Annotated in this window: 15 protein-coding genes; 9 read left to right on the plus strand and 6 right to left on the minus strand. The window is 40.4% G+C overall.

Annotated features, from left to right (window positions below; genetic code table 11):
* Positions 1-3 precede the first annotated feature (3 nt).
* Positions 4-972: a TauD/TfdA family dioxygenase gene (locus HWQ42_RS27275; RefSeq protein WP_292817407.1), complete on the minus strand. Its 969-nt coding sequence runs from the start codon at positions 970-972 to the stop codon at positions 4-6.
* Positions 973-1,686: 714 nt separating this feature from the next.
* Between HWQ42_RS27275 and HWQ42_RS27280 the strand changes: the two genes are divergently transcribed.
* The 3 genes from HWQ42_RS27280 (at position 1,687) to HWQ42_RS27290 (ending at position 8,761) form a co-directional block, all read left to right on the plus strand.
* Positions 1,687-3,279: a glycosyltransferase family 39 protein gene (locus tag HWQ42_RS27280; RefSeq protein ID WP_292817409.1), complete on the plus strand. Its 1,593-nt coding sequence runs from the start codon at positions 1,687-1,689 to the stop codon at positions 3,277-3,279.
* Between the two features lie 287 nt (positions 3,280-3,566).
* Positions 3,567-7,505: a DUF2157 domain-containing protein gene (locus HWQ42_RS27285; protein ID WP_292817411.1), complete on the plus strand. Its 3,939-nt coding sequence runs from the start codon at positions 3,567-3,569 to the stop codon at positions 7,503-7,505.
* A 917-nt stretch (positions 7,506-8,422) separates the two neighbouring features.
* Positions 8,423-8,761 carry a hypothetical protein gene (locus HWQ42_RS27290; RefSeq protein ID WP_292737940.1) on the plus strand — a complete coding sequence of 113 codons (339 nt, stop codon included), beginning with the start codon at positions 8,423-8,425 and terminating at the stop codon, positions 8,759-8,761.
* 62 nt (positions 8,762-8,823) lie between these two features.
* On the opposite strand, the gene HWQ42_RS27295 is transcribed toward HWQ42_RS27290, so the two are convergent.
* Entirely contained in the window at positions 8,824-9,783 is a 960-nt protein-coding gene (locus HWQ42_RS27295) for an NAD-dependent epimerase/dehydratase family protein (protein ID WP_292817413.1), read from the minus strand.
* Positions 9,784-10,428: 645 nt separating this feature from the next.
* On the opposite strand from HWQ42_RS27295, the gene purD reads away from it, so the two are divergent.
* Both purD and nblS read left to right on the plus strand, forming a co-directional pair.
* Entirely contained in the window at positions 10,429-11,706 is a 1,278-nt protein-coding gene (purD, locus tag HWQ42_RS27300; RefSeq protein ID WP_292817415.1) for a phosphoribosylamine--glycine ligase, read from the plus strand.
* Positions 11,707-11,831: 125 nt separating this feature from the next.
* On the plus strand, positions 11,832-13,778 hold the full coding sequence (gene nblS, locus HWQ42_RS27305) for a two-component system sensor histidine kinase NblS (protein ID WP_292817417.1): 1,947 nt from the start codon (positions 11,832-11,834) through the stop codon (positions 13,776-13,778).
* A gap of 108 nt (positions 13,779-13,886) precedes the next feature.
* Here the strand turns inward: nblS and HWQ42_RS27310 are convergent, their stop codons facing one another.
* Complete coding sequence (locus HWQ42_RS27310) at positions 13,887-14,258, minus strand: zinc ribbon domain-containing protein (RefSeq protein ID WP_292817419.1); 372 nt, start codon at positions 14,256-14,258, stop codon at positions 13,887-13,889.
* A 258-nt stretch (positions 14,259-14,516) separates the two neighbouring features.
* On the opposite strand from HWQ42_RS27310, the gene HWQ42_RS27315 reads away from it, so the two are divergent.
* The 3 genes from HWQ42_RS27315 to HWQ42_RS27325 are packed head-to-tail and all read left to right on the plus strand — an operon-like array spanning position 14,517 to position 17,450.
* Positions 14,517-15,896 (plus strand): AAA family ATPase, encoded by a 1,380-nt coding sequence (locus HWQ42_RS27315; RefSeq protein WP_292817421.1) that lies wholly within the window; start codon positions 14,517-14,519, stop codon positions 15,894-15,896.
* Positions 15,897-15,898: 2 nt separating this feature from the next.
* Positions 15,899-16,651: a chromosome partitioning protein ParB gene (locus tag HWQ42_RS27320; protein WP_292817423.1), complete on the plus strand. Its 753-nt coding sequence runs from the start codon at positions 15,899-15,901 to the stop codon at positions 16,649-16,651.
* 43 nt (positions 16,652-16,694) lie between these two features.
* Positions 16,695-17,450, plus strand: a complete 756-nt coding sequence (locus HWQ42_RS27325) for a hypothetical protein (protein ID WP_292817425.1) — start codon at positions 16,695-16,697, stop codon at positions 17,448-17,450.
* Between the two features lie 231 nt (positions 17,451-17,681).
* Here HWQ42_RS27325 and HWQ42_RS27330 read toward each other — a convergent pair whose 3' ends face one another.
* From HWQ42_RS27330 to HWQ42_RS27340, 3 genes are all read right to left on the minus strand, one after another.
* On the minus strand, positions 17,682-18,629 hold the full coding sequence (locus tag HWQ42_RS27330) for a glycosyltransferase (RefSeq protein ID WP_292817427.1): 948 nt from the start codon (positions 18,627-18,629) through the stop codon (positions 17,682-17,684).
* A gap of 65 nt (positions 18,630-18,694) precedes the next feature.
* A complete protein-coding gene (locus HWQ42_RS27335; protein ID WP_292817429.1) occupies positions 18,695-19,723 on the minus strand; it encodes an Npun_R2821/Npun_R2822 family protein in 1,029 nt (342 codons plus the stop codon).
* Between the two features lie 284 nt (positions 19,724-20,007).
* Positions 20,008-20,457 (minus strand): hypothetical protein, encoded by a 450-nt coding sequence (locus HWQ42_RS27340; RefSeq protein ID WP_292817431.1) that lies wholly within the window; start codon positions 20,455-20,457, stop codon positions 20,008-20,010.
* A gap of 504 nt (positions 20,458-20,961) precedes the next feature.
* Between HWQ42_RS27340 and HWQ42_RS27345 the strand changes: the two genes are divergently transcribed.
* Positions 20,962-22,401, plus strand: a complete 1,440-nt coding sequence (locus HWQ42_RS27345) for an MFS transporter (protein ID WP_292817433.1) — start codon at positions 20,962-20,964, stop codon at positions 22,399-22,401.
* The last annotated feature ends 140 nt before the right edge of the window (positions 22,402-22,541 follow it).

Below are 22,541 nucleotides of genomic sequence, written 5' to 3' on the forward strand. Positions count from 1 at the left end.
AGCTTATGAAAGCGCTGGTACTGCTTCCAACTTCTCAGCTTTGTTCTTCAATACGGTTGGTAGTTCGCTATTGAACGCCTCACCTTCAACCACTTGCGATCGGAAACCATCGGGCCCAACTGGAACATCGCCCGTGATGGTGGTGCGATAGAGGACGCGCTCGACTTCCAGATGATCCAAGTCTTGAGGGGCCAAATGGGAGGTGGCGCGGTTGTCCCAGAACGCAATGTCACCGTTATTCCAGCGGAAGCGGGTGGTGTAGGCGAGCTTGGTAATCTGGTTGAAGAACAACTCAAGCAGCAGGTCGCTCTCTTGTCGTGATACGTCAAGAATATGCGAGGTGAAGCCAGGGTTGACGTACAATGCGCGTTCACCAGTCTCAGGATGAACCCTTACTACTGGGTGGATTGAAACCAGGGGATTGGCTGCGATGCGCTGGGCAATCTTGCTATTGCTGGGGAAATTCAAACGCGCATTGAAGCGATGTTCGGCTTTTAATGTGTCTGCCAACGCCCGCAAGGGTGCTGATAGACCCTCATAGGCTGCAACTAAATTTGTCCATTGTGTGTCACCACCGAAGCTAGGGACATTAACCGCACGCAAAATTGACGCCGCAGGTGGGTTAACAACTGCTGTAACATCGGTGTGCCAGCGACTTTCATAGCTGGAACGGCGCAGACCATTGCGCCGCTCATAACGACTGCGGTCAATGGGCAGGATTTCTGAAAAGCCATCAATCGGCTCATCTTCGTGGGGATGCGCGTAGGTAACTTCACCAAAACGACCTGTGAACGCAATCTGTGCCGCATGATCGATGTTTTGGCCGCGAAAGAACACGACTTTCCACTTCAATAGTGCTTGACGAATTTCTTTGACTGCATCATCGTGCAAAGGACGTGACAGGTCTACGCCGCTGATTTCGGCACCGATGAAACCCGCTACTTGTTTGACCTCAATGTGTTTGTTGCTCATGTCAATTCTCCATAGTTTGATCGATAGGGCGGTGTTCGCACTCGTCCGTTTACTTTAGATATGTTGCTTGCGCTTAATAGCTACATACCAAAGGAAGCGATCGCAGTTTAAAATATCATACTATAAATCTATCAATTTACCGTAGTATATAGATGCCGTATTTTAGACTGTTGGAACAACGGTCGATTTAGTCCAGGTAAGGGCAAGTTAAAATTCGCAACACAGATTAAAAAGCTTCTTACCCGAAAGTGGCAAGCAAGCTATGTAATGAAATGCGTATAGAGTAAGTACTAAATTTTTGTTGCAAGTGCCTTTTTTAGAACTTACAACGATTCCACAATAGCGCTTCTGTATTCTTCGCTAACAGGTGTATTTATAATACTTTTATATAAACTTTATAAAATCTTTTTATTTGGAACACCAGTATTTTATTGATTGATTAATTTATATTGTAGGATTAACAAGGAAACAATTATACTTACTATCAGTATAGTTTTGCGCAAAACTGCAAAATAAATTAATAGTGGTTAAAAATTAAATAATACTTTGTATTTATTTTATAGTTTATAAATTTATATAAATAAATCCTAATTATAGTTCACTTTTTTATTCCAAAATCCTAATTTGATTTTGTTATTAGCCTATTGCTAATAACAAATTATGAGTTGCCTTTTTACCAAGGTTAAGTAAGGATTTGAAGAGATTGTAAACTACATGAAAAAGAAATTATCACAGAAATGGACTAATTTTCAATATTGGTTACGTTTTTTAATTATCATCCTATTAGGAATAGGTGTATTTTTCCGTTTCGTCAATATTGACAAAAAAAATTATTGGGGTGATGAAGTTTTGTCATCATTACGCATATCTGGCTATACGCAGTCAGAAATGAAAACGCAATTAAGTGATGGTCGTTTGATTGACATAGAAGATTTACATAAATACCAGCATCCTAATCCTGAGAAAAATGCAATTGATACAATTAAAGGGATTATTTTAGAAGACTCGCAGATTTTGCCACTATACATCTTGATTACCCGGTTTTGGGTAGAGTGCTTTGGCAATTCTATAGCAGCGGTCAGAAGTTTTTCAGCATTTATTAGTCTACTTACCTTTCCTTGTTTTTATTGGCTATGTCAAGAATTATTTGAGTCTTCACTAGTAGGGTGGATAGCTATTGGGTTGGTAGCCATTTCACCTATTCATATCGTGTATGCACAAGAAGCGCGATCGTATAGTTTAGGAATAGTAGCCATTTTAATATCGAGCGTAGCACTGCTGCGAGCCATGCGTCTTCAAACAAAAGTTAGTTGGTACATTTATGTAGCAACATTATCAATAGGGTTTTATACTCATCTATTTTTTACCTTGGTTGCTTTTGCACAGGGAATTTATGTAGTTGCAATCGAACGCTTTCGATTGAGTAAAACATTGATTTACTACCTGCTATCATTGCTTGCGGGGTTTCTAACCTTTGTACCTTGGATTTGGATTATTATTAGCAATCCTCAGCCAGAAGCAGTCACTTGGGCGAGTACTAAACAAACATTATTTATGTCAGTTGTAAGGTGGGCTGGTATCTTTAGTCGTGCGTTTCTTGATTTAGGTATTAGTCCTAACGAACCGGGAAAACTTAAGTTCGTTTTAATTCCTTTTATTTTAATTATTTTAGCTTTAATCAGCTACTCAATTTATTTTGTGTGTCGAAGAACTTCTAAAAAAGTTTGGTTATTTGTCTTAACCTTGATTGGATCTGTAGGGCTTCCTTTACTGATAACAGATTTCGTATTTCAAAAGCGATTTGCTACTAGTCGATATACACTTCCTTCAGTTTTAGGTATACAGTTAGCTGTTGCTTACCTATTTACCACTAAGATTGCGTCTATGTCTACTAAAACTTGGCAAAAAAAGTTTTGGTCGCTTGTAGCGTTTATGGTGATTATAAGCGAAGTTTTATCTTGTATGGTTCACTCTCAAGCGCAGATTTGGTGGAATCAATTCCCTGATAAATACCAAGAATATCCGAAAATTGCTAATATTATTAATCAAGGAAAGAAACCACTTTTAATTAGTGATGAGGATAATATTATTCCACCGCTACAAGTACTTAGTAACTTAATTGAGCCAAAAGTGAAATTTCAAATTGTAGGAAAAAATCAGTTACCAGAGATTACTAATGGCTTTAGCGACATATTTTTGTTCTTGTTCGAGCCGTCTGATTTCTTAAAAGCTGGAGTTGAAAAAGTTTATAACTCAAAGTTACAGCAGGTAGACGACTTTCTCTGGAAAATAACAAAATCTAATTAATCCAAGTACACGGGCATATCTAGGGGTTGGGAGAGTGCAAGCTGGAAACTAAAAGCAGGCAGATGGCATTTGAATATCGCTTGTAGGTTAAAAATCAATAAGGGTTATTGGTATAGATAATTGGTCTTTGAAGACGCGATAAATCGCGTCTCTACATCAGGGTTTTGGGTTTATCTGAACTGTATTGGGTTAAAAATTAATATCAATTAGCCTGATAAGTGGCACAGTTAAAGCAAAAATATACTTTAATTAAACAAATAATTTAAGTACTTGTACTGCTGCCGCTTATGTCATCGCCCCTTGAGCGCCCGCTAAAAATTGAAATCAGACTGCCATCTTCCCATCCTCAGTTATTAGAAGGGCTGGATATATGGCTGCGTTTAGGTCTAATATCTGATGCCCAAGTCAGGCAGTTATGTCGAGAGTTTCTGGTGTGTGCGGTGGTGTTGCAACCCCAAGCTGAAGCTCAAACAAAGGTAGTATTTGCAACTTCCGACCCCGTGCAGCAGTTGCCCATAGCAGTTTTACAATCTAGTAGCGGTAAACAACCACAACAAAAACCAGCTAAACCCAACTTCATCGGCACAATGTTGCAGTCCTTGGGAGCAGAACTAAGTGTCCGTTGGCTACTTTTTCTAGGGGTTTTCCTGGTAGTCGTATCTTCTGGGGTACTGGCTGCTAGTCAATGGGCGAGGTTTCCTGCTTCTGGACAATACGGGGTTTTATTTGCTTATACTTTGAGTTTTTGGGGATTAAGCTTTTGGGCGACTAGGCAAAATAACCTCAGATTGACGGCTCAGACGTTGCTGATTGCCACTCTTTTGTTAGTGCCTGTGAATTTTTGGGCAATGGATAGCTTTAAATTGTGGCAAAATCCTGTGGATTGGATTGTAGTTGCGATCGCCTGTCCTACCCTAACTGCTATAACTGTTTTACTCTCCAAAAATCGGACTATTTTTACTAATTTACATCCTGGCAAATTACCTCTAGTAAATATTTTAGGGTTGAGTTATCTGCATTGGGGTTGGCAGTTAAGAGAATTTCCTTTAATTGCTGTTTATCTGGCAACGATCGCTACAACTATCATTACCGTTTATCACAATCTTTTCCAACAGCCTCGTACTGTCAGCGACGATCGCCGTAGGCTAAGTATTAGTTTACCTGCTGCTGTAATTATTTATTCTTTAATAGTATTGTTAGTGCGGGCAATTTTTGTTACCAAGGTAGATGTCACACTGTTGGGGTTAGCTATTGGCATTTGTGGCTGGTTGATGACTTGGTTAGCAGAGCAGGGAAGGAGGAAGGCAGGGGAGCGGGGGAGCGGGGGAGCAGGGGAAGTAACATTAATATTCTCCTCGTCTCCCTTGTCTCCCTCATCTCTCTTACTCTGGGAAAGGCTTGGGGGCGTTTTACTCTTTTTGGGTTGGGTGGTATCGGTAGTAAATTATCCTTGGCAAGCAATAGCTGTCAGTGGTTTGGGTTTGTGGTTTGTGGGGAGTCGCTTGTGGCAGTACAGTTTAAAGCGAGACTTTGCAGGGGTTTTCGTCATCGGCTTAGAGACGATTTTGCTAGGCTGGCGATTAGTACCTGATAGCTTACAAAAATTAGCGATCGCAACTAGTACTCAACTCACCAATTCTCAAAATGAACCTTGGGCATTACTGGGTATCGCTTTATTTCCCTACGTAATTTTGATGGTGGCGCTTACAGATAGCTTTTATCGCAGCCAAAAGCGAGAATTAGCTAAATTTGGCGAACTGCTCGCTCTGTTATTTGGAGCTTTTTTAACAACGATCGCTCTCGTAAATCCCGCATTGCGATCGCTAAATCTGCTATTTTCTACCGCCACTCTGGCATTTGTTACTCAACGCCGCTCCCCGTCATCTCTTGCCCTGGTATACCTAACTCACATTATGGGGGTGCTGACGTTTTGCTTTACCATTAATTGGTTATTCCCAACCCTGAGTCAACAATGCTGGGCAAGTATTTTATTGGCTCTCATGGTTGCAGAATGGCGATTTAGCTTGCAGGAAGGACTATGGCAACGTAGTGCATGGGATATCGGTTTAGGATTAGCCGCAGCTAGTTTTTTCCTCTTGTGGATGAATGCAGAATCCTCTTGGTATGGCATCGCTGATAGTCGATCTGATTGGGGAGTTTTATGGCTAGTTACGCCTCTAGCTCTCACAGGTGTTGCCAATGCCACAATTATAGAGCGTCGGATTACTAGCCGTTACTTGAGTGTCTTGGCTGTGATAATTGCCCAGCTACTAACTTTACAGCTACCAGGAATCAGATTAATTAGTTTGGCTGTAGGTGCTGGATTGATGTTTGCAAATACGCGCTATTTGCGAAACCAAGTATCTGCGGTAATTACAGAAGGATTTGTTTTAAGTTTCGTTGGGGTGCTGCTGTGGACTGGTGTGCCTGGTTTTCCTCGCCTAGCGGTAGCCGGTTGGTTTGTTGTAGGAGCGATCGCAACTCTAAGTCTATGGTTAGCGCGGACTGTTTTCAGCCGACGCGGTAACGAATTAGCTGTTATCTATGCAGCCGCCAGTGATAAATGGGCGATCGCTTTGTGTAGTGTTGAATTATTAAGTTTGACGCTGCACTCAGTGTTGATTTACCAAGGGTTTACGACTTCAGGATTTTTGTTCTTAATTGCCACTGTAATTACCTTGGCAGCCATTGTTTATCGCAGTTGGCGCGAACCGACAAATTGGGCATTTTATAGTATTGGTTGGTGTTTGGAATTGTTAATTACCCAAGTGTTAGGGTTGGGGGAACGTTCAATTATTAGAATTGCGATCGCAAACATCGCCTTGGGTTTAATTACTCAACTTGTCGGCGAGTGGTGGCGGCGACGACATCAATTAGAAAGGTTTCCTAGCAGCCTGCACATTTTGCCATTAATTTATGGTGCATTTAGTGTATTGCTGCGTTTGAATACCTTTACCAAGTGGACAGGTTTGTATTCCTTGGGTGTAGCTTTAATTATTATTGGCGTGGGGCGACGGCACGAGAGCTTCAAACCCTTGCTGTATTTAGGAATTATTGGCGTATCAATTTCTGCTTATGAACTTTTGTTCTATCAAATGTCACAAGCTTCAGGAGGAGCATTAGGTGATGGATTAATTGCCATGTCTACTCTTGGCGCGAGTATCATGTATACTTACTGCATTCTGTCGCCAAGGCTAGTCAGCTACTTACACCTAACTCCCCAAGAATTGAAAAGAATTGCCCATATTCACTGGGTTTGGAGTAGCTGTTTATTAATGGCTGCTATTATTACACCCATTGCAGTTAACCGTTTGGTGGGATTGGGAACTGGAGTATTTTTGATTCGCTATGCCATCTTTCAGGGACGAAATTTCCGCACTTCCCCCAGCATCTTGGGAGGAATTACAATTGCCGAGATGTGGGTTTACCTTGGCTTATTAGAGGTAGCCGGCATGAGGATTTATTGGCGGGAGACAGCAGTAGGGCGATTTTGGGCTGGGCCATTAGTTCCTTGGAATGGTGCGATCGCTTGTGTGGTAGCCTACTTTTTGTACATCCTACCTTGGGAAAATTGGGGTTGGTCTAAAAGACCTTGGCAACAAGCTGCATACATCACACCACTGATAATTTTATGGGAAACTAGACTGCAAACTTACCCGATTACCTTAGTACTCGCAGCTGGATTTTACATCTTTTTAGCAAAAGTAGGTGAAAACATCCGTTTCACCTATATTAGTGTGGTGTTGATTGATTGGGCACTTTACCGTTGGTTTGATTCCTTACACCTGACTGATACTTTGTGGTATGTAACACCAATTGGGTTATCACTGCTTTATATTGCTCAAGTGGATACCCAACTGAAGCTACCAGAGTACAAAACATCTCGTCATTTTTTGAGAGTGCTAGGGAGTGGTTTAATTTGTGGGTGGGCAATTTTATTTAATCAAAATACAGCTTGGATACCGGGGATTTTCAGTCTCATCGCCATTTTTGCCGGATTAGCTTTGCGAGTACGGGCTTTTCTCTACATTGGTACAGCCACTTTTTTAATTACTACAATCTATCAATCGGTAATTTTCAGCTTGCAGTACTCCTTTTTAAAATGGGTTGTTGGTTTGCTAGTTGGCATTTTACTGATTTACATCGCCGCCAACTTTGAAACCCGTCGCGCTCAAATAACTTCCTTAATTCGTAGCGCCATTGATGAATTTCAATCATGGGAATAAGTAAGCTAAAGGTTGAACTAATTAGACAGGCGATCGCCTAAATTCAAGATACCTGTAAGTCACTTCAAATATTTTTTGAAAGCGATAAAAACAAACATCAAATTCCATGACAAAAGTTAGCTTGTCCTAACAAAAGCGTTGTCTGAGTAGCCTGCGTCCAAGCAAATACTAATTTAACATTCTGAAATTGCCCAATAGTTGCAGATAAAATTAACACTCGTGCTTAAAATTGAGCCAAATTACCAATCCCTGCAAGATTGGATAATTTATTTGTTGGAAGTCCCTAATACATCAAAAAATATTGCTCCAGGGTTGACGTTTCGGTGTTTCGCGCAGCCTGTAGCAGCTTCCGCCTTCCCTGCAAGAACTTCCGCCTTGACATTTCGGTGTTTCGCGCAGCCTGTAACAACTTCCGTCTTCCCTGCAAGAACTTCCGGCTTGACATTTCAGTGTTTTGCGCAGCCTGTAACAACTTCCGTCTTGACGTTTCGGTGTTTTGCGCAGTCTGTAGGAACTTCCGTCTTCCCTGTAAGAACTTCTGCTTTTGCTGTAGCAACTTCTGCCTTAACTTTACTGAGTCTTGAGTAAGAAAAAAGTAAGAGCGGGTTTACTAGACTTCTTGCATGAATCCAAAACCCTCACCCTAAATCCCTCTCCCAAAATTGGGCTACGGTGTACACACATCACGATTAAGGGGGGTAATTCGACCGTAGCTCAAAATTGGGAGAGGGACTTTGAAATTGGCTCCTCTTCTCCCAAAATTGAGAGAAGCAGCAAGGGGGATAAAATTAGTGAAAATACTCAAATTTTAGTCTTTAAAAAAAAATAAATAATTTTACTCAGGACAACCTTTTAAAAAATTGTCCACTATGGAATTACTAAAAGTTTAGGTTATCTTTTCAGATCAAGGAGTATTAATGGCAAGACCAAAACGCGATTCACGTATTCTTAGCAAAGCTGAGATGCGCTTGGCAAGTATTAAATCTATCAGTCCTACTCTAGATGTAGGAGATAGTTTAACAGTTAAAGATTATACTGATAAAATTGAAAGTCTCCGTCAATCTTTAGAAGCCTACAATACTACTCTCTCTACTATTGATGTTTTATTAACCCAAATCACCGAAAATGAACGTGATTTGGCAGACTATTCTGAAAAAATTTTGCTTGGTGTTGCTTATAAGTTTGGTAAAAATAGCCATCAATATCAGATGGCTGGGGGTACTCGTAAAAGTGAGCGCAAGCGTGCTGTGCGCTAAGGTGTTGTTTTGACTACCAGCTAAAGGCAAGACGGTTAAACAGATAAAGAAAATGAGGAAAATTAGGAAGATAGGGAATACAAAGATTTCACCCACTCCCATTCCTGCGTCAAACCCTCTTTTAGGGAGACTTGCGGCTGATATCCGAGAATTTTCTGCGCTTTAGATACATCAGCAGCCGTGTGGCGCGCGTCTCCCATCGCTTTTTCTATGTGGTTTCTTTTGATTGGCTTCCCAACAATTTCTTCAATCGTATTTAAGACTTCTGCTAAAACCACCCTGCTACCACCACCAATATTAAAGATTTCTCCCACTGCTTGAGATGCGGTGGCGGCGGCTAAATTAGCGGCGACGATATCACTAACAAACGTAAACTCCCGCGTTTGCTGGCCATCGCCGTAAATAGGAATCGCCTCATCGTGCAAAATGGATTGAAAAAACTTATTAAATGCCATATCTGGGCGCTGTTTGGGGCCATAAACTGTAAAATAGCGCAATGTCACACAGGGCACACCAAAGTTCTTGTAATACAGTTCACATAAAAACTCTGCTGCTAGCTTTGTAATGCCGTAAGGAGAAACCGGTTGAGGACAAATTCTCTCGTGGGTAGGTAATGTTTCTGCATCACCATATACACTAGATGAAGAGGCAAACACTAATCTTTTCAGGTGTTTAGCATCTTTAGCTGCTTCCAGCAAAACTTGTGTAGCATTAACATTTCGTTCTGTATAGCCTCGAAAAGCTTTACCCCAACTTGCTCTGACCCCTGCTTGTGCCGCTTGATGGTAAACTACATCAACATCTTTTAGGAGTTTCTGCCAATCTAAAAACTGCATATCTCCTTCAATTAATGTAAAGCCAGGTGAGCGATGTAAGTGTGCAACATTGTTACGCTTTAACATCGGATCGTAATAATCATTGAATTCATCAATCCCGATTACTTCTTCTCCTTGTTCTAGCAATGTTTCTGCAAGCTGAGAACCAATAAAGCCTGCGACTCCAGTAACGATAATTTTAGCCATGCTGCCGATTTTTTATATCCTGATTAACCGCAATATTCACAAGTTAATAATTATAATCAAAAATTGGTTATTGATTGAGGATTGTTTCATAGATAATTGGAGTCGTATTAGCAAAAATAATTCAACTAATACACTTGCGCTAAAAATATGTTATTAACTTGATTTGGTAATTATTAACAATAAAAATTAAAATTATACTAATTAATCAAATTTAATTTTGAGAATAAATGCAGTTGGAATTCAAAAGCTAAAATAGGTTAGCAGATGAAATAATTAAAGTGGTGGATAAATAGTTATGAGCATGGGAATGCCCCTCGTTGAGGCTCTGCCTCCAATCTGGCATTGAGTCTCTGACTCAATGAATGCATGGACAGTCTGAGACTGGGAACGAGGAAAAACGAGGAAAGTCTTATCAAGCTAGGTTTTTAGGACTTGTGTGTACACTGTAGCCAAAGCATCGGGGTGGGTTAAAGCGTATGTGGGACAAGCATTTGTGCTTAAGTTGACACCAATGAGCCTATTCTGACTCCTGAATTCTGCTGTAAATCAGAAGAAACTTGCACAAGTGTGAGAATTGATGAAAAAATTGATCCGCGAGAGTCGAATCAGGTATTCTCATTTTGCAAGGGACGCACGAGGAAATCAGTGAAAGTTTTAGTTGTCGGTAATGGGGGGCGCGAACACGCTCTGGCATGGAAACTGTTGCAATCTAAGCAAATTGAGCAAGTTGTCTGTGTACCAGGGAATGGGGGCACAGCAACTATGGAACGTTGCCAAAACTTGCCTTTAGCAATGGATGATTTTGAGGGGATGAGCCGATATGCTCTAGAACATGGCATAACTCTGGTGATAGTTGGGCCAGAAGTCCCCCTATCTAAGGGAATCACAGATTACCTCCAAGATAAAGGATTGATGGTATTTGGCCCAGTCAGAGCTGGAGCGCAAATTGAGGCGAGTAAAGCTTGGGCAAAAGCCCTGATGCAAGAAGCAGGGATTCCGACGGCACGGGCTGCGGTATTTACTGAGGCTATGGCAGCAAAATCTTACGTAAAATCTCAGGGAGCGCCCATTGTTGTTAAAGCTGATGGCTTGGCGGCTGGTAAGGGTGTAACGGTAGCTGAAACTGTTGCACAGGCAGAAAGTGCCATTGATGCAATTTTTCAAGGACAATTTGGTAGTGCTGGTGAATTTGTCGTCATTGAAGAATGTTTGCTTGGGCAAGAGGTGTCAGTTTTAGCATTGACTGATGGGTTAACAATTAGACCCTTGTTGCCAGCCCAAGATCATAAACGAATTGGTGACGGCGATACGGGCGAAAATACTGGGGGGATGGGAGCATACAGCCCCGCACCCATCGCTACACCAGAGTTGATGGCACGCATTCAAACAGAAGTACTAGAAAAAGCGATCGCTACCTTAAGAGCTAAAGGCATTGATTACCGAGGCGTACTGTATGCTGGGTTAATGATTGCACCCGATGGCGACTTGAAGGTTTTGGAATTTAACTGTCGCTTTGGCGATCCTGAAACCCAGGTGATTTTGCCACTGTTAGAAACACCCCTAGAAGAGTTGATTCTAGCCTGTGTACAGCAACGCTTAAGTGAATTGCCGCCCATTGCTTGGAAAGGGGGAGCATCTGCCACTATCGTTGCCGCTTCCGGTGGTTATCCAGGAGAATATGAAAAGGGCCAGGTGATTACTGGCATTGAGGAAGCAGAAGCAGCAGGAGCAACTGTATTTCATGCAGGTACAAAATTAAACCAGCAACAAGAAGTAGTCACAGATGGGGGTCGAGTATTAAATGTGACAGGAATCGGAGAAAATTTTGAGCAAGCGATCGCCCAAGCCTACGCTAGTATCAAACATATTCAGTTTGCAGGGATGTATTACCGGAGAGATATCGGTTATAGAGTTAGGAGTTAAGAGTTATTCACCATGCCCAATGCCCAATGCCCCATTCCCCATTTCCCTAACATATTTGTCAAATTAACTGTTAATTTTTAAGTTGTTGGGCTTTATAACAAAGACTACTAACAACTTTATTTAAGATGCTAAATCTGTTAAAAACAATTCGAGATGCGATCGCAAGTTGGTGGTCGGAGTTCACCCTCCAGACTAAACTGCTGGCTGTGGCCACAATGGTCGTTTCATTGGTGATGAGTGGTTTGACCTTCTGGGCTGTAAATACAATTCAGCAGGATGCGCGGATGAATGACACCCGCTTTGGTCGTGATTTGGGGCTGCTGCTTGCTGCCAACGTTGCCCCCTTAATCGCGGACAATAATCTCACTGAGGTTGCCCAATTTTCCCAACGCTTCTATAGCAGCACCTCTAGCGTGCGTTATATGCTCTACGCCGATGAAAACGGGGAAATCTTTTTTGGCATTCCTTTTTGGGAGGCTGAGGTAGAAAACTCCCTTACCATTAAACGGCGAATACAACTGCCAGAAGATTACCCTGGCGATGGGGAAAAGCCGATGGTGCGGCAACACACGACCCCAGATGGGATAGTTACCGATGTATTTATTCCCCTGATTGTCAATAAAAAATACTTAGGTGTATTAGCGATCGGGATCAACCCCAATCAGACCGCTATTATCTCCACCAATTTTACCCGCGATGTCACCATTGCCGTTTTTATCACAATTTGGGTAATGGTGATTTTGGCAGGAGTGATTAACGCCTTGACCATCACCAAGCCCATTAAAGAACTGCTAGTGGGGGTAAAGCAAATTGCTACCGGGAATTTTAAGCAGCGCATTAATTTACCTTTAGGGGGGGAACTAGGGGAATTAATTTTAAGTTTTAATGAAATGGCAGAGCGATTAGAGCGCTATGAAGAACAGAATATTGAGGAACTGACCGCAGAAAAAGCCAAACTAGAAACCCTAGTTTCCACGATCGCAGATGGGGCTGTATTGATTGATAACAACATGCAGGTGATTTTAGTCAACCCCACAGCAAAGCGAATTTTTGGCTGGGAAGCCGCTAATGTAGTAGGTTGCAATGTCTTACATCACTTACCAGCATCAGTACAAACCGAAATTACCCGTCCTTTGTACGAAATGGCAGCAGGTGAATGCGAAAGCGCCGAATTCCGAATTTTTATTAACCAACCCATCCCACGGACAATCCGCATTCTCTTGACTACAGTACTCAACCTACAAAGGGAAAGTATTAAAGGTATTGCGATTACTATTCAAGATATAACCCGTGAGGTCGAACTAAACGACGCAAAAAGTCAATTTATCAGCAACGTTTCTCACGAACTGCGAACGCCTCTATTCAACATTAAAACCTATATTGAAACCCTGCACGACTATGGCGAAGATTTAGCTTTACAAGAACGCCAAGAGTTTCTGCAAACAGTCAACCATGAAACCGATCGCCTCACCCGCCTAGTTAACGATGTTTTGGATTTGTCAAAACTCGAATCTGGTCGTAACTACAGTTTCGACGGCGTAGATTTAGCCCAAGCGATCGAGCAAACCCTGCGTACTTACCAACTCAATGCAAAAGATAAATGTGTTGAACTTGTTCAGGAAGTTGGCCCTAATTTGCCGCTAGTATTAGGTAATTACGATTTGTTAGTACAAGTGTTTGGCAACCTGATTGGTAATGCCCTTAAATTCACCAAAGCCGGTGGTAAAGTAGCAATCCGCGCCTACCAACTAGATTTCAAACCCACTCACACCGAATCTGCACCAGTGCGGATTGAAATTTCCGATACTGGAATTGGCATCGCCACAGAAGATCAACATTCAATTTTTGAACGCTTCTTTCGTGTAGAAAACCGAGTTCACACCCTAGAAGGCACGGGTTTAGGTTTATCGATTGTCAGAAATATCATCGACAGACATCGTAGTAAAGTCCATCTAGTGAGTGAAGTCGGCATTGGCACCACTTTTTGGTTCGACTTAGCCACCTTTGAAGAAAAAGCGCCACTGATACAAGTTGAACCTATTGCAGAAACATCCAAAATCATCACAGCTTGAAGGTTAGGGATTGGGTACAAGAGGCAGAGAGGCAGAGGGGAAAACAAAACTTACTTACTGCAACTCTCCCCTGCTCCCCTGCCTCCCTTGCTCCCCACTAAACCCAAATCAAGACCTTAATATCACGAACAACAAACAGACTAATAATAAACCTAATAGCAACAGCAAAGCCTGATTGCGTTTTACCCAACTTTTCACAGTTATTGCAAAACTGTTAGTGTAATGCTGCTGTTTCAACTCTAACTTTGTCTCTTCAATATTTTGGTAGAGGGTACAGTCTTTGGCATAAGGACGTTTAGGAAAATTGCAAGTATCATCAGCGTGATAGGTGCAGGTGTCGCACAGATACCCATCCCCAGCGGCGCGGTGCAATGGAATACCGGGATGACCGTAAGCTTTGAGTGTAGTCCGACAATAGGGACAACTAATAGCTTGACTATCAACAAGTTGATGGCAGTGGGGACAAGATACAGTAGCCAAAACCTTTAGCGCAAATAGGTAAACACTTTGATTCTAGCCATTTACAGGGATAATGGGGAAATACATACGTAGCCTGTTAATTTTGAATATGGCTAGCTCTCAAAATTGGTTACTTTATCAGCAGAGGTACTAATTTTGTGATGATTTTTTAGATTTTATAAGTGATTTCTATCACTCAACATAATTAAGGCTATGCCATAATCTAGCAAATATCAGGTTTTGTCCCAAGTCCAATAATTATTTAGAGGTAGAAAAATATTGCCTTTTAATCCTGAGCTGTGCCGTAACGAAAGCGAAGTTGAAAGCAAACTCATAGTGCAATATTTGCTACCACAGCTAGGTTATACTCCTGACACCTGGCATCAAGAAGTTGCCATTGGTAGCATCCGCTTAGATTTTTTAGCATTTGCTGCACAAGTGATTCCCTTTGTCTTAGATGCCAACTCACCGCTGAGTGTTGTCATGGAGGCAAAGCATCCCAAACAAAACTTAAATCATCATGTCCCTCGACTCAGGCATTATTTAACCAGCTTGAATGTCAGGTATGGATTGTTAACTAATGGCAAAGAGATTAGAATTTATCAAAAATTACAATACGATATTCAATTAGTATTTCAGTGTTCTGGGAAGGAAGTTGAAAGTAATTTAGAGAATATTAAAAGTTTAATTGGTAGAGATAGCCTGAAAGAAAGACAGTTAGTAGATAAACCAGAAATTCAAATAAATGAAAATAATTTAAATTTGGAAACTAAGAGGCAACATTCAATGAAAACGATTGCAATCTACCATAATAAAGGCGGCGTTGGAAAGACTACTGTTGCAGTCAATCTTGCAGCAGCATTGAGTAAAAAAGGTAAAAAAGTACTGTTAATTGATATAGATTCCCAGGCAAATACTACTTTTGCTACAGGATTAATCAAATTTCAATTTGATGAAGATGATGATTTACGCGAACAAAATGTATCTTGTTTATTAGAATCGTCAGATTTCAATTTTATTCCAGAAATTATGCGTCAGTCTCATTTTTTTAATAATCCAGAAATAGATGTTGTTCCATCACACATTAACTTAATTGATAAGCAAGATACTCTAACTAGAATAGGAGTTAGCAAAAGTAGACTTATTCTCAAACTCAAAAATGTAGAAAAAAATTATGATGTTGTAATTATTGATACTCCTCCATCAAGAGATTATTATGCAGAAGTTGCCCTGATTGCTTCTGATTATTTGATAATTCCTTCAGATTTAAAACCATTTGCAAACCAAGGTTTACCAACAGTTAAAAATTTTCTGAAGCAAATTAATGAATTTAGAGAACTTATGGGCAAGCTGCCAATTAAGATAATAGGAGTTCTTGCCTCTAAAATTTCAACTAACCCTAAATTTTTGCAGTACACTTTTCCAAAACAAAGAAGTGTTATATCTGAGCGCTATGAATTACCTTTAATGGAAGCAGTTATTTATGATAGAACCTCTCTGTCAGAATGTATGAATAATACTATAACAGTTGGAGATTTAGAATACCCAGACCCAAAATCAGTTATCAAATATGCAGAATCAAAAATTAATGCTCAACAATCTGCTATGGAATTTGAGATGTTAGCTAAAGAAGTTTTAGAAGAAATAGGAGTTAATTAATAATGAAGTTTTATACTGTAGATGTAAAAAATATTAGTTGTGATGTGCCTGCATCCAATTTCTCAAATGATGCTTTAAATAGCCTTGCCGATATGATTGTAGAAAGTGGGGGAATTATCAGACCATTAGTTTTGAAAACTATAGGTTTAGAGACTTATACAGTAGTTGATGGGTACTTTGAATATTATGCTGCTGTTAGAGCAAGAGAAAAAAATCCTCGACAATGTGAAATGGTAAATGCCTTTGTAATTTCCCCTAAGAATGAGGATGAGATATTTAAGCAAGTAGCTGCATTCAGGGAATTAGCTTCTGATAATAAACCAGAAATTCAAACTCCAATTAAAACAAATCATTCAGAATCTATTTCAAAAAATAATGATTTTAATTTGTTGGAAAAGCAAATTAATGATTTAAGGTCAGAACTGGCACAAGAAAGACAAGAAAGACAGAAACTATACGAGACTCTCAAGTTGATTGAAAGTCAGATCCCCAAACAGATTACACCTTTAGATGCATTCAATAGTTTAAGTTTACTAGAACTGACCTTCAGATTAAGAACTGCTGGTTTTACTGATAAAAAAGCTATTCAGGTTGCTGAAAGTTTGGAAAAAGAACGTAAAAAGAAAAAATTTGAATCTTTGAAAGATATATTAGCAAGAGTAAAAATTACCATTGGCAAAAAACAGATTAAAGGTATAAGCAGCGATAAAATGGTAGATATTGTTGATAGCTGGTCACGTATCTTGTTTATTTAAAAGTTAGTTACATCTGAGTCGCAAGAATAATTCGGGGCTAATTATGGATAGTCTGGAATCTAAAATTGTTGAAATCTTAAAACGTGGCACTCCCATAAGAGCAGTAAAAATTGCTGAGATACTAGGAGTTGAAAGACGGGAAGTCAACCATTACTTGTATTCTTCATTAAAGAATATGGTTGTGCAAGATAGTGAGTATAAATGGTCATTGAAGACAAATGAAATAGGTAATAATCAGCGTATCCCAACTCAACCTCCAAAACCTCAAAACCAATCATCAAAACCTGTAACGCAAAATAACGTCTACAGTTTTACAAAAAAAGAAATTCGACAAGATACTCCGATTCAACTACCAATTCGGCCAAATCAATCCTCAGAACCCGTCAAGCATGAGAAACTGGAGAAATTACATCAGCAACATTTTCAACCAAACCTTCAAACTCCATCCTCACAACCTGTAAAGCAAACTAATCCTTATGAAGTTGTCAAAAGAGAACTTGCTCAAGTATCTTCTGAGGAAAAGGTAAAAATTCTAGAAAATGCTTTTAGACAAGATAGGTATGCAGAACTAGAAGATGAGCAGATAAATGCTCTCCAATCAATTTTAGAAGAGGCTAGGCGGGAAGTGAATATAGCCAATACGGCTTATACACAAGGAAAACTCAGCTTTTGGAAGACTAACTCTTTAGCGATCGCACTTATATCAATAGCCTTAACTCTTAGTACATTTTTGGTGATTAGTCAACTGAGATCCAGTTCAACTTACCAACATACCCCAACTATTCCACAAAATAGGTAGATTTGCCATATTCTTTTCCAAATAACGTCAAAAGTAAGTTGCACAATATGTCAATCTCTAAGAGGTTGTTTTAAAAGTGTTTGGCTGTGTTTAATCACATTTTCACCCCCCTTAATCCCCCCTTGTAAAGGGGGGAAACCGGAAAATCTAGTTCCCTCCCCTTTGCAAGGGGAGGGTTAGGGTGGGGTAAACAAATATTTGATACACTACTACAGACTTTTCAAACATCCTCTAACTCTGCATCTGTCGCAGTGCATTAAACGCCTTACCTCGCAACCCAACTGGTAACAACGATAAACCTAAACCAGTCCAAGCTTTAGCAGTCGAAAAAGACTGTCCCGCCAAAACTAGCTCTCTGCCTTTTTGCGTTTCACCCTTTTCAATTAAACGCAAACCTAATAATAATTGTGTTTCAGTTAAACGATTTTTTCTGACTTTCTCTAATTTCTCAGACTCAAACTTATAACTTTCTAAATACTGAATTTTATCAAATAAATAAGGAATCGCTCGATTAATACCTTGCTGCTCTGCATGAGAGCGATATTCCATCAATAATTCTGGTAAGTAATAGCCCTTTTTTCCAGCCAAAGCTAGACGCACAAATAAATCATTATCCTCACAATTTTGCAGATTTGGCTGCATATATCCTAATTCTTGCAAGGTTTTACGGCGAAATAATGTCGCCCCAACTTGAAAGCTTTGCTGAATAAATACGACTTCCAACAAATTATTTACAACACCTGCGGGTAAATTCTTCCTACCCCAGCGATGAGAATTTTCTTGAGTTTTTGCCTCATCCCGTACATTGTTAATATCAATTATCCAATGGTCTGTACCAACAAAATCAATGCTAGAGTCTTGAGCAAGAATAGCCGCTGTACTTGCGAGAAAATCGGGTGTTAGCCGATCGTCATCATCAAATTTGATAAAATATTCACCACTGGCAGCATCAAAGCCAGAGCGCATATTATTACTTTTACCAATATTTTGCTGATGACGGATATATTTAATCCGATTGTCAGTGTATTGTGACATCAATTCGGGTGTGCGATCGCTAGAACCGTCATCACAAATAATTAGCTCAAAGTCTTGCTCAGACTGATTGAGTACACTGTCAATTGCGAAAGGTAGTAAATTAACTCGATTAAACGTGGGAATGGAAACACTAACTTTAGGCATTTTTGCAAGATGAGAGTGGACATTGCTCACTAACTAAATGCTTAATGAGCAAGGCTGGGCAAAAGCTAAGTGTAGGAAATTGTTTGATTAATTTTATTCAAAAGTTTTTTGATAAATCGATTGCTTCTAGCCGCTATGGTGGGTGGCTTTAATCGCTTTGGTTTTTGCTCTGGTTGCTTCAGAAAGCGATAGTGCAAAAATTCATTTTTGTAACGAATATCGACATCTTCACCTTTACACAAGCGGGTAAATCCAATAGAAGAATAGCCCATATAGTGAAGGCGATGAATTGGTTTTAATCCCTGTTGGTTGTAAAGAACATTATCAATGTTCACAAATGGATTTGCATTAGCACAGTTACCAGTTCTATCTTCACCATTGGGACTTAGTGTAAAGTTAAATAGTGGTCGAGCAATTCTAAAAGTCATGTAACTAAATAAATCTGCGTCACACCACCAAGCGATTTCGTTAATCAATTCGACTTCTTTATCTTCTATCAATCGCTTTTTGAGTATTTTTAATTCTTCAACGCCTAAAATACCCTTTTTTGAACCAAAAAAACTAGAACAGTGAATTTCTCGTCTGATTTCAGATTCAGGCAAAGACATTTTTTGTTCTAACTTCGGCAAGTCGAAAGCTGCAACTGAAGTTTGTTTTGTGTGTTCCCAGTCATCAAACACAAAGTCGTATTGGTCTAGTTTTTCTAAAACCTTGTCCAATTTATTCATTGCCAAACTATCAGCATCATAAAATACAAATCTTTCAAACTCACCATCAAAAGCACACATTTTTCGGATTAAATTATTTTTTTTATTCCATTCGATAGAAGGTTTATTTTTTCGGCTATTTCTTGGATAAGCGTTCCAAACTTGAACGGCAAAATCTTCCCATTTTTTGATCGAGCTTTTATTATCAAACAAGGTGACATTCGGTCGAGAATGTATCTCTTCTTTAACTCGTTTTAAGCGGTCATCATAGGGAATAATACAAATTGGAATGTCTGGACTAACATTCACCTCAATACTATTTAGCAAAGCTACTAGTTGGTCAAATACCACATCATTAGCAAGTGTGTAAATCCCAAAATTATCCATTGTAATAAATTATTTTGATCTTTGATTTACTGAGCAAAGCCAATTCTCTGTGAAGCTGCACATCATTTAAACCCCTCCCAACCTTCCCGAACTCGCAGGAAGCGTCGCAGGTAGTGGGGTAATTTCTACACATCTTTATACAGAATTGGTCTAACGCGAATAATACGATCGCTATTTTTTGACCTATTATTCTCAAATAATAATATACACATTTTCAACTTTATGCTGAAAATTAGTTTGGATGATACTAAACATTACCCACCTACTTAGAAGTGCCTAAAACTCTAGCTGTTAAACAATTGCCTCCTAGAGAATAATCTCAGCAACCCAGCGGTTCCCACACCCCAAGCACCATTAACCAATAAACCTGTCACTATTCCCACAAATTTCCAGCCACCAGCGATGGGCTGACCCTTGAGCGGTGCGACTACAAACCAAGCCACTAGCGTCGGAGCAATTGCACCAAAAACTAAAGCTCCTAACCAATAGTTTTTATCATGTCGAAAACGAGGTGCAATTACTACTAGAATCAGTCCCCAAATGCCTCCCCAGAATGCATTTGACCAAATTTGCGGGATTCCTAATGGTGGTGTCGGTGCAGTTGAATAAGGAGCGCGAGGTGTAAAATTTACTGCATGTAGCAGCGCCAACACACCTTGATGAAATAGCAAAACAGAGACAAAGCCTGCAATAAATCCTAAAGCAAATCGAGATAAGGCAGCTTTTTGAGTCATTACTTATACAAAAAGGTACTTATTTGCAGTTGCAGATGTAACTTTAATAATTGACATTTCCCATTCCCTATTCTCCATTTTCTCTAGAGCTTGCTTCTGAGAGTTGTCTATGATAGTTTGCTAACTAGTCTCAAATACAGTAACTACATCAAGTTGCCGTATTTTGTTGATTTTTATTGTTGATACAGCCCAAGGAGTGCAGAGTTAAGAGTACCTAAGTACTCTACCAAATATATGACAAGTGAAAAAGCCAATCTTGCCGATTCAGAAGTAAATACCTGAACATAAATCTCAATTTTTCAATTCATCGAGAGCATTTCTTAATCAAAGCATCTGCTGCGATGGCTACGCCCGCCGCAGGCATCGCACTCAACAAAATCGCCAACGTTAAGGATGAAAGCGGCAAATTTAGTTTCCCGAACTTAGTAGCGAGGATAGCACCCTAAAATGAATATACGTATGCAAACTATTCACAACCGTAAAGTCAAAGGCGGAGGCTAAACGTTGGCACAATTCCAAGCAGAACCTCTGGCTTTATCAGGCTCTCAAAAAAATTGGGTCTTACTCGGTGTCGGACTTGGGGTGTTCATGTCTACCCTGGATGTGGGTATCATCAATGTTGCTTTGCCCACATTAGTGCAAGCCTTTAACACCAGTTTTCCTACCACCCAATGGGCTGTATTGAGTTACCAGTTGGTCAGTTCTGGTTTAGTTTTGGGAGCAACCCGCTTGGGGGATATGTGGGGTAAGAAGTCCTTATACCAGGGGGGACTTGTTCTGTTTACTTTCAGTTCGCTACTATGTGGTTTTGCACCTAGTATTGAGTGGTTGATTGGCTTTCGGGCACTGCAAGGACTAGGTGCTGTATTCATATCTGGGCTTGGTTTGGCAATTATCACAGAAGTTTTTCCCTCTTCCGAACGAGGTCGGGCTGTTGGCGTCATCGGTAGTGTAGTGTCACTGGGAATTGCTTTTGGCCCTTCTGCTGGCGGATTGCTTTTAAGCTGGTCAGGCTGGCATAGTATATTCTTCATCAATGTACCCTTGGGGATTATCGCTAGTTTCTTAATAGCTCGTGTAGTCCCACCTTCTGCACGCATTGAGGGCAAACAGACATTTGACTTTTTGGGAGCCATATTGGCTTTATTGACTCTGGGCAGTTTTGGGCTGGGTATGACGCTAGGGCAAAGCCAGGGCTTTAGCAGTACGAATGCATTGATATTATTAGCGATCGCATCTGTGAGTTTCACTACTTTTTTGGTAGTTGAAGCGATTCTAAAGCAGCCACTACTAGAACTAAAGCTGTTTCGCAACCTTCAGTTGAGTATGGGTTTGCTAAGTGGCTGGTTAGCATTCATTGTTATTGGCGGTTCGCTACTCATCGTCCCTTTCTTTCTAGAGAGGGTCAAGCAATATCCGACCGTAAAAGTAGGGCTATTACTAGCCGTATCACCTGTACTTAGTGGGTTAATTGCCCCACTAGGTGGAATCCTTTCAGACCGCTTTGGCGCTCGACTAATCAGTTCAATTGGGCTGGGGTTGATGATTGGCGGGTGTCTGGGGATTAGCACTTTTGACGCTCAAATTACTGAGTTTGGCTATGTATCGCGGTATTTTATTTACGGCATTGGTCTGGGTTTATTCCAATCGCCCAACAACAGCACTGTTATGGGAGCAGTACCAAGAGAGCGGCTAGGGATTGCTTCTGGGCTTTTGTCTTTATCACGTACATCAGGTAACACCGTAGGAGTTTCTCTAATTGGGGCAGTATTTGGAGCCTTAATCGCTAGCATGTCTGCGGGTGCAGATGTCTCTGTTGCCCCTCCTGATGCGATCGTTGCAGGGTTCCAAGGAACTTTTCGTTTTGCAGCCCTAATACTTTGTGGGGCGGCTGTTGCATCCGTTTTGAGGATCGGTAAGAGGTGGGAGGCAGGGGAGGAATAATTAATAGACTCATCCACAAATGGCAAATGCTCACGGGGACTGGGTTTGAGAAACTTGGGTACAATAGGCGATCACTAAAAGGAGCTACGAAAAAATAAGTATTTGAGAGCATTCAGAGGCAAAAAATTAAAATTAGGGTG

The organism is Nostoc sp. JL23, from assembly GCF_017115065.1.
GTDB classification, from domain to species: domain Bacteria; phylum Cyanobacteriota; class Cyanobacteriia; order Cyanobacteriales; family Nostocaceae; genus Nostoc; species Nostoc punctiforme_A.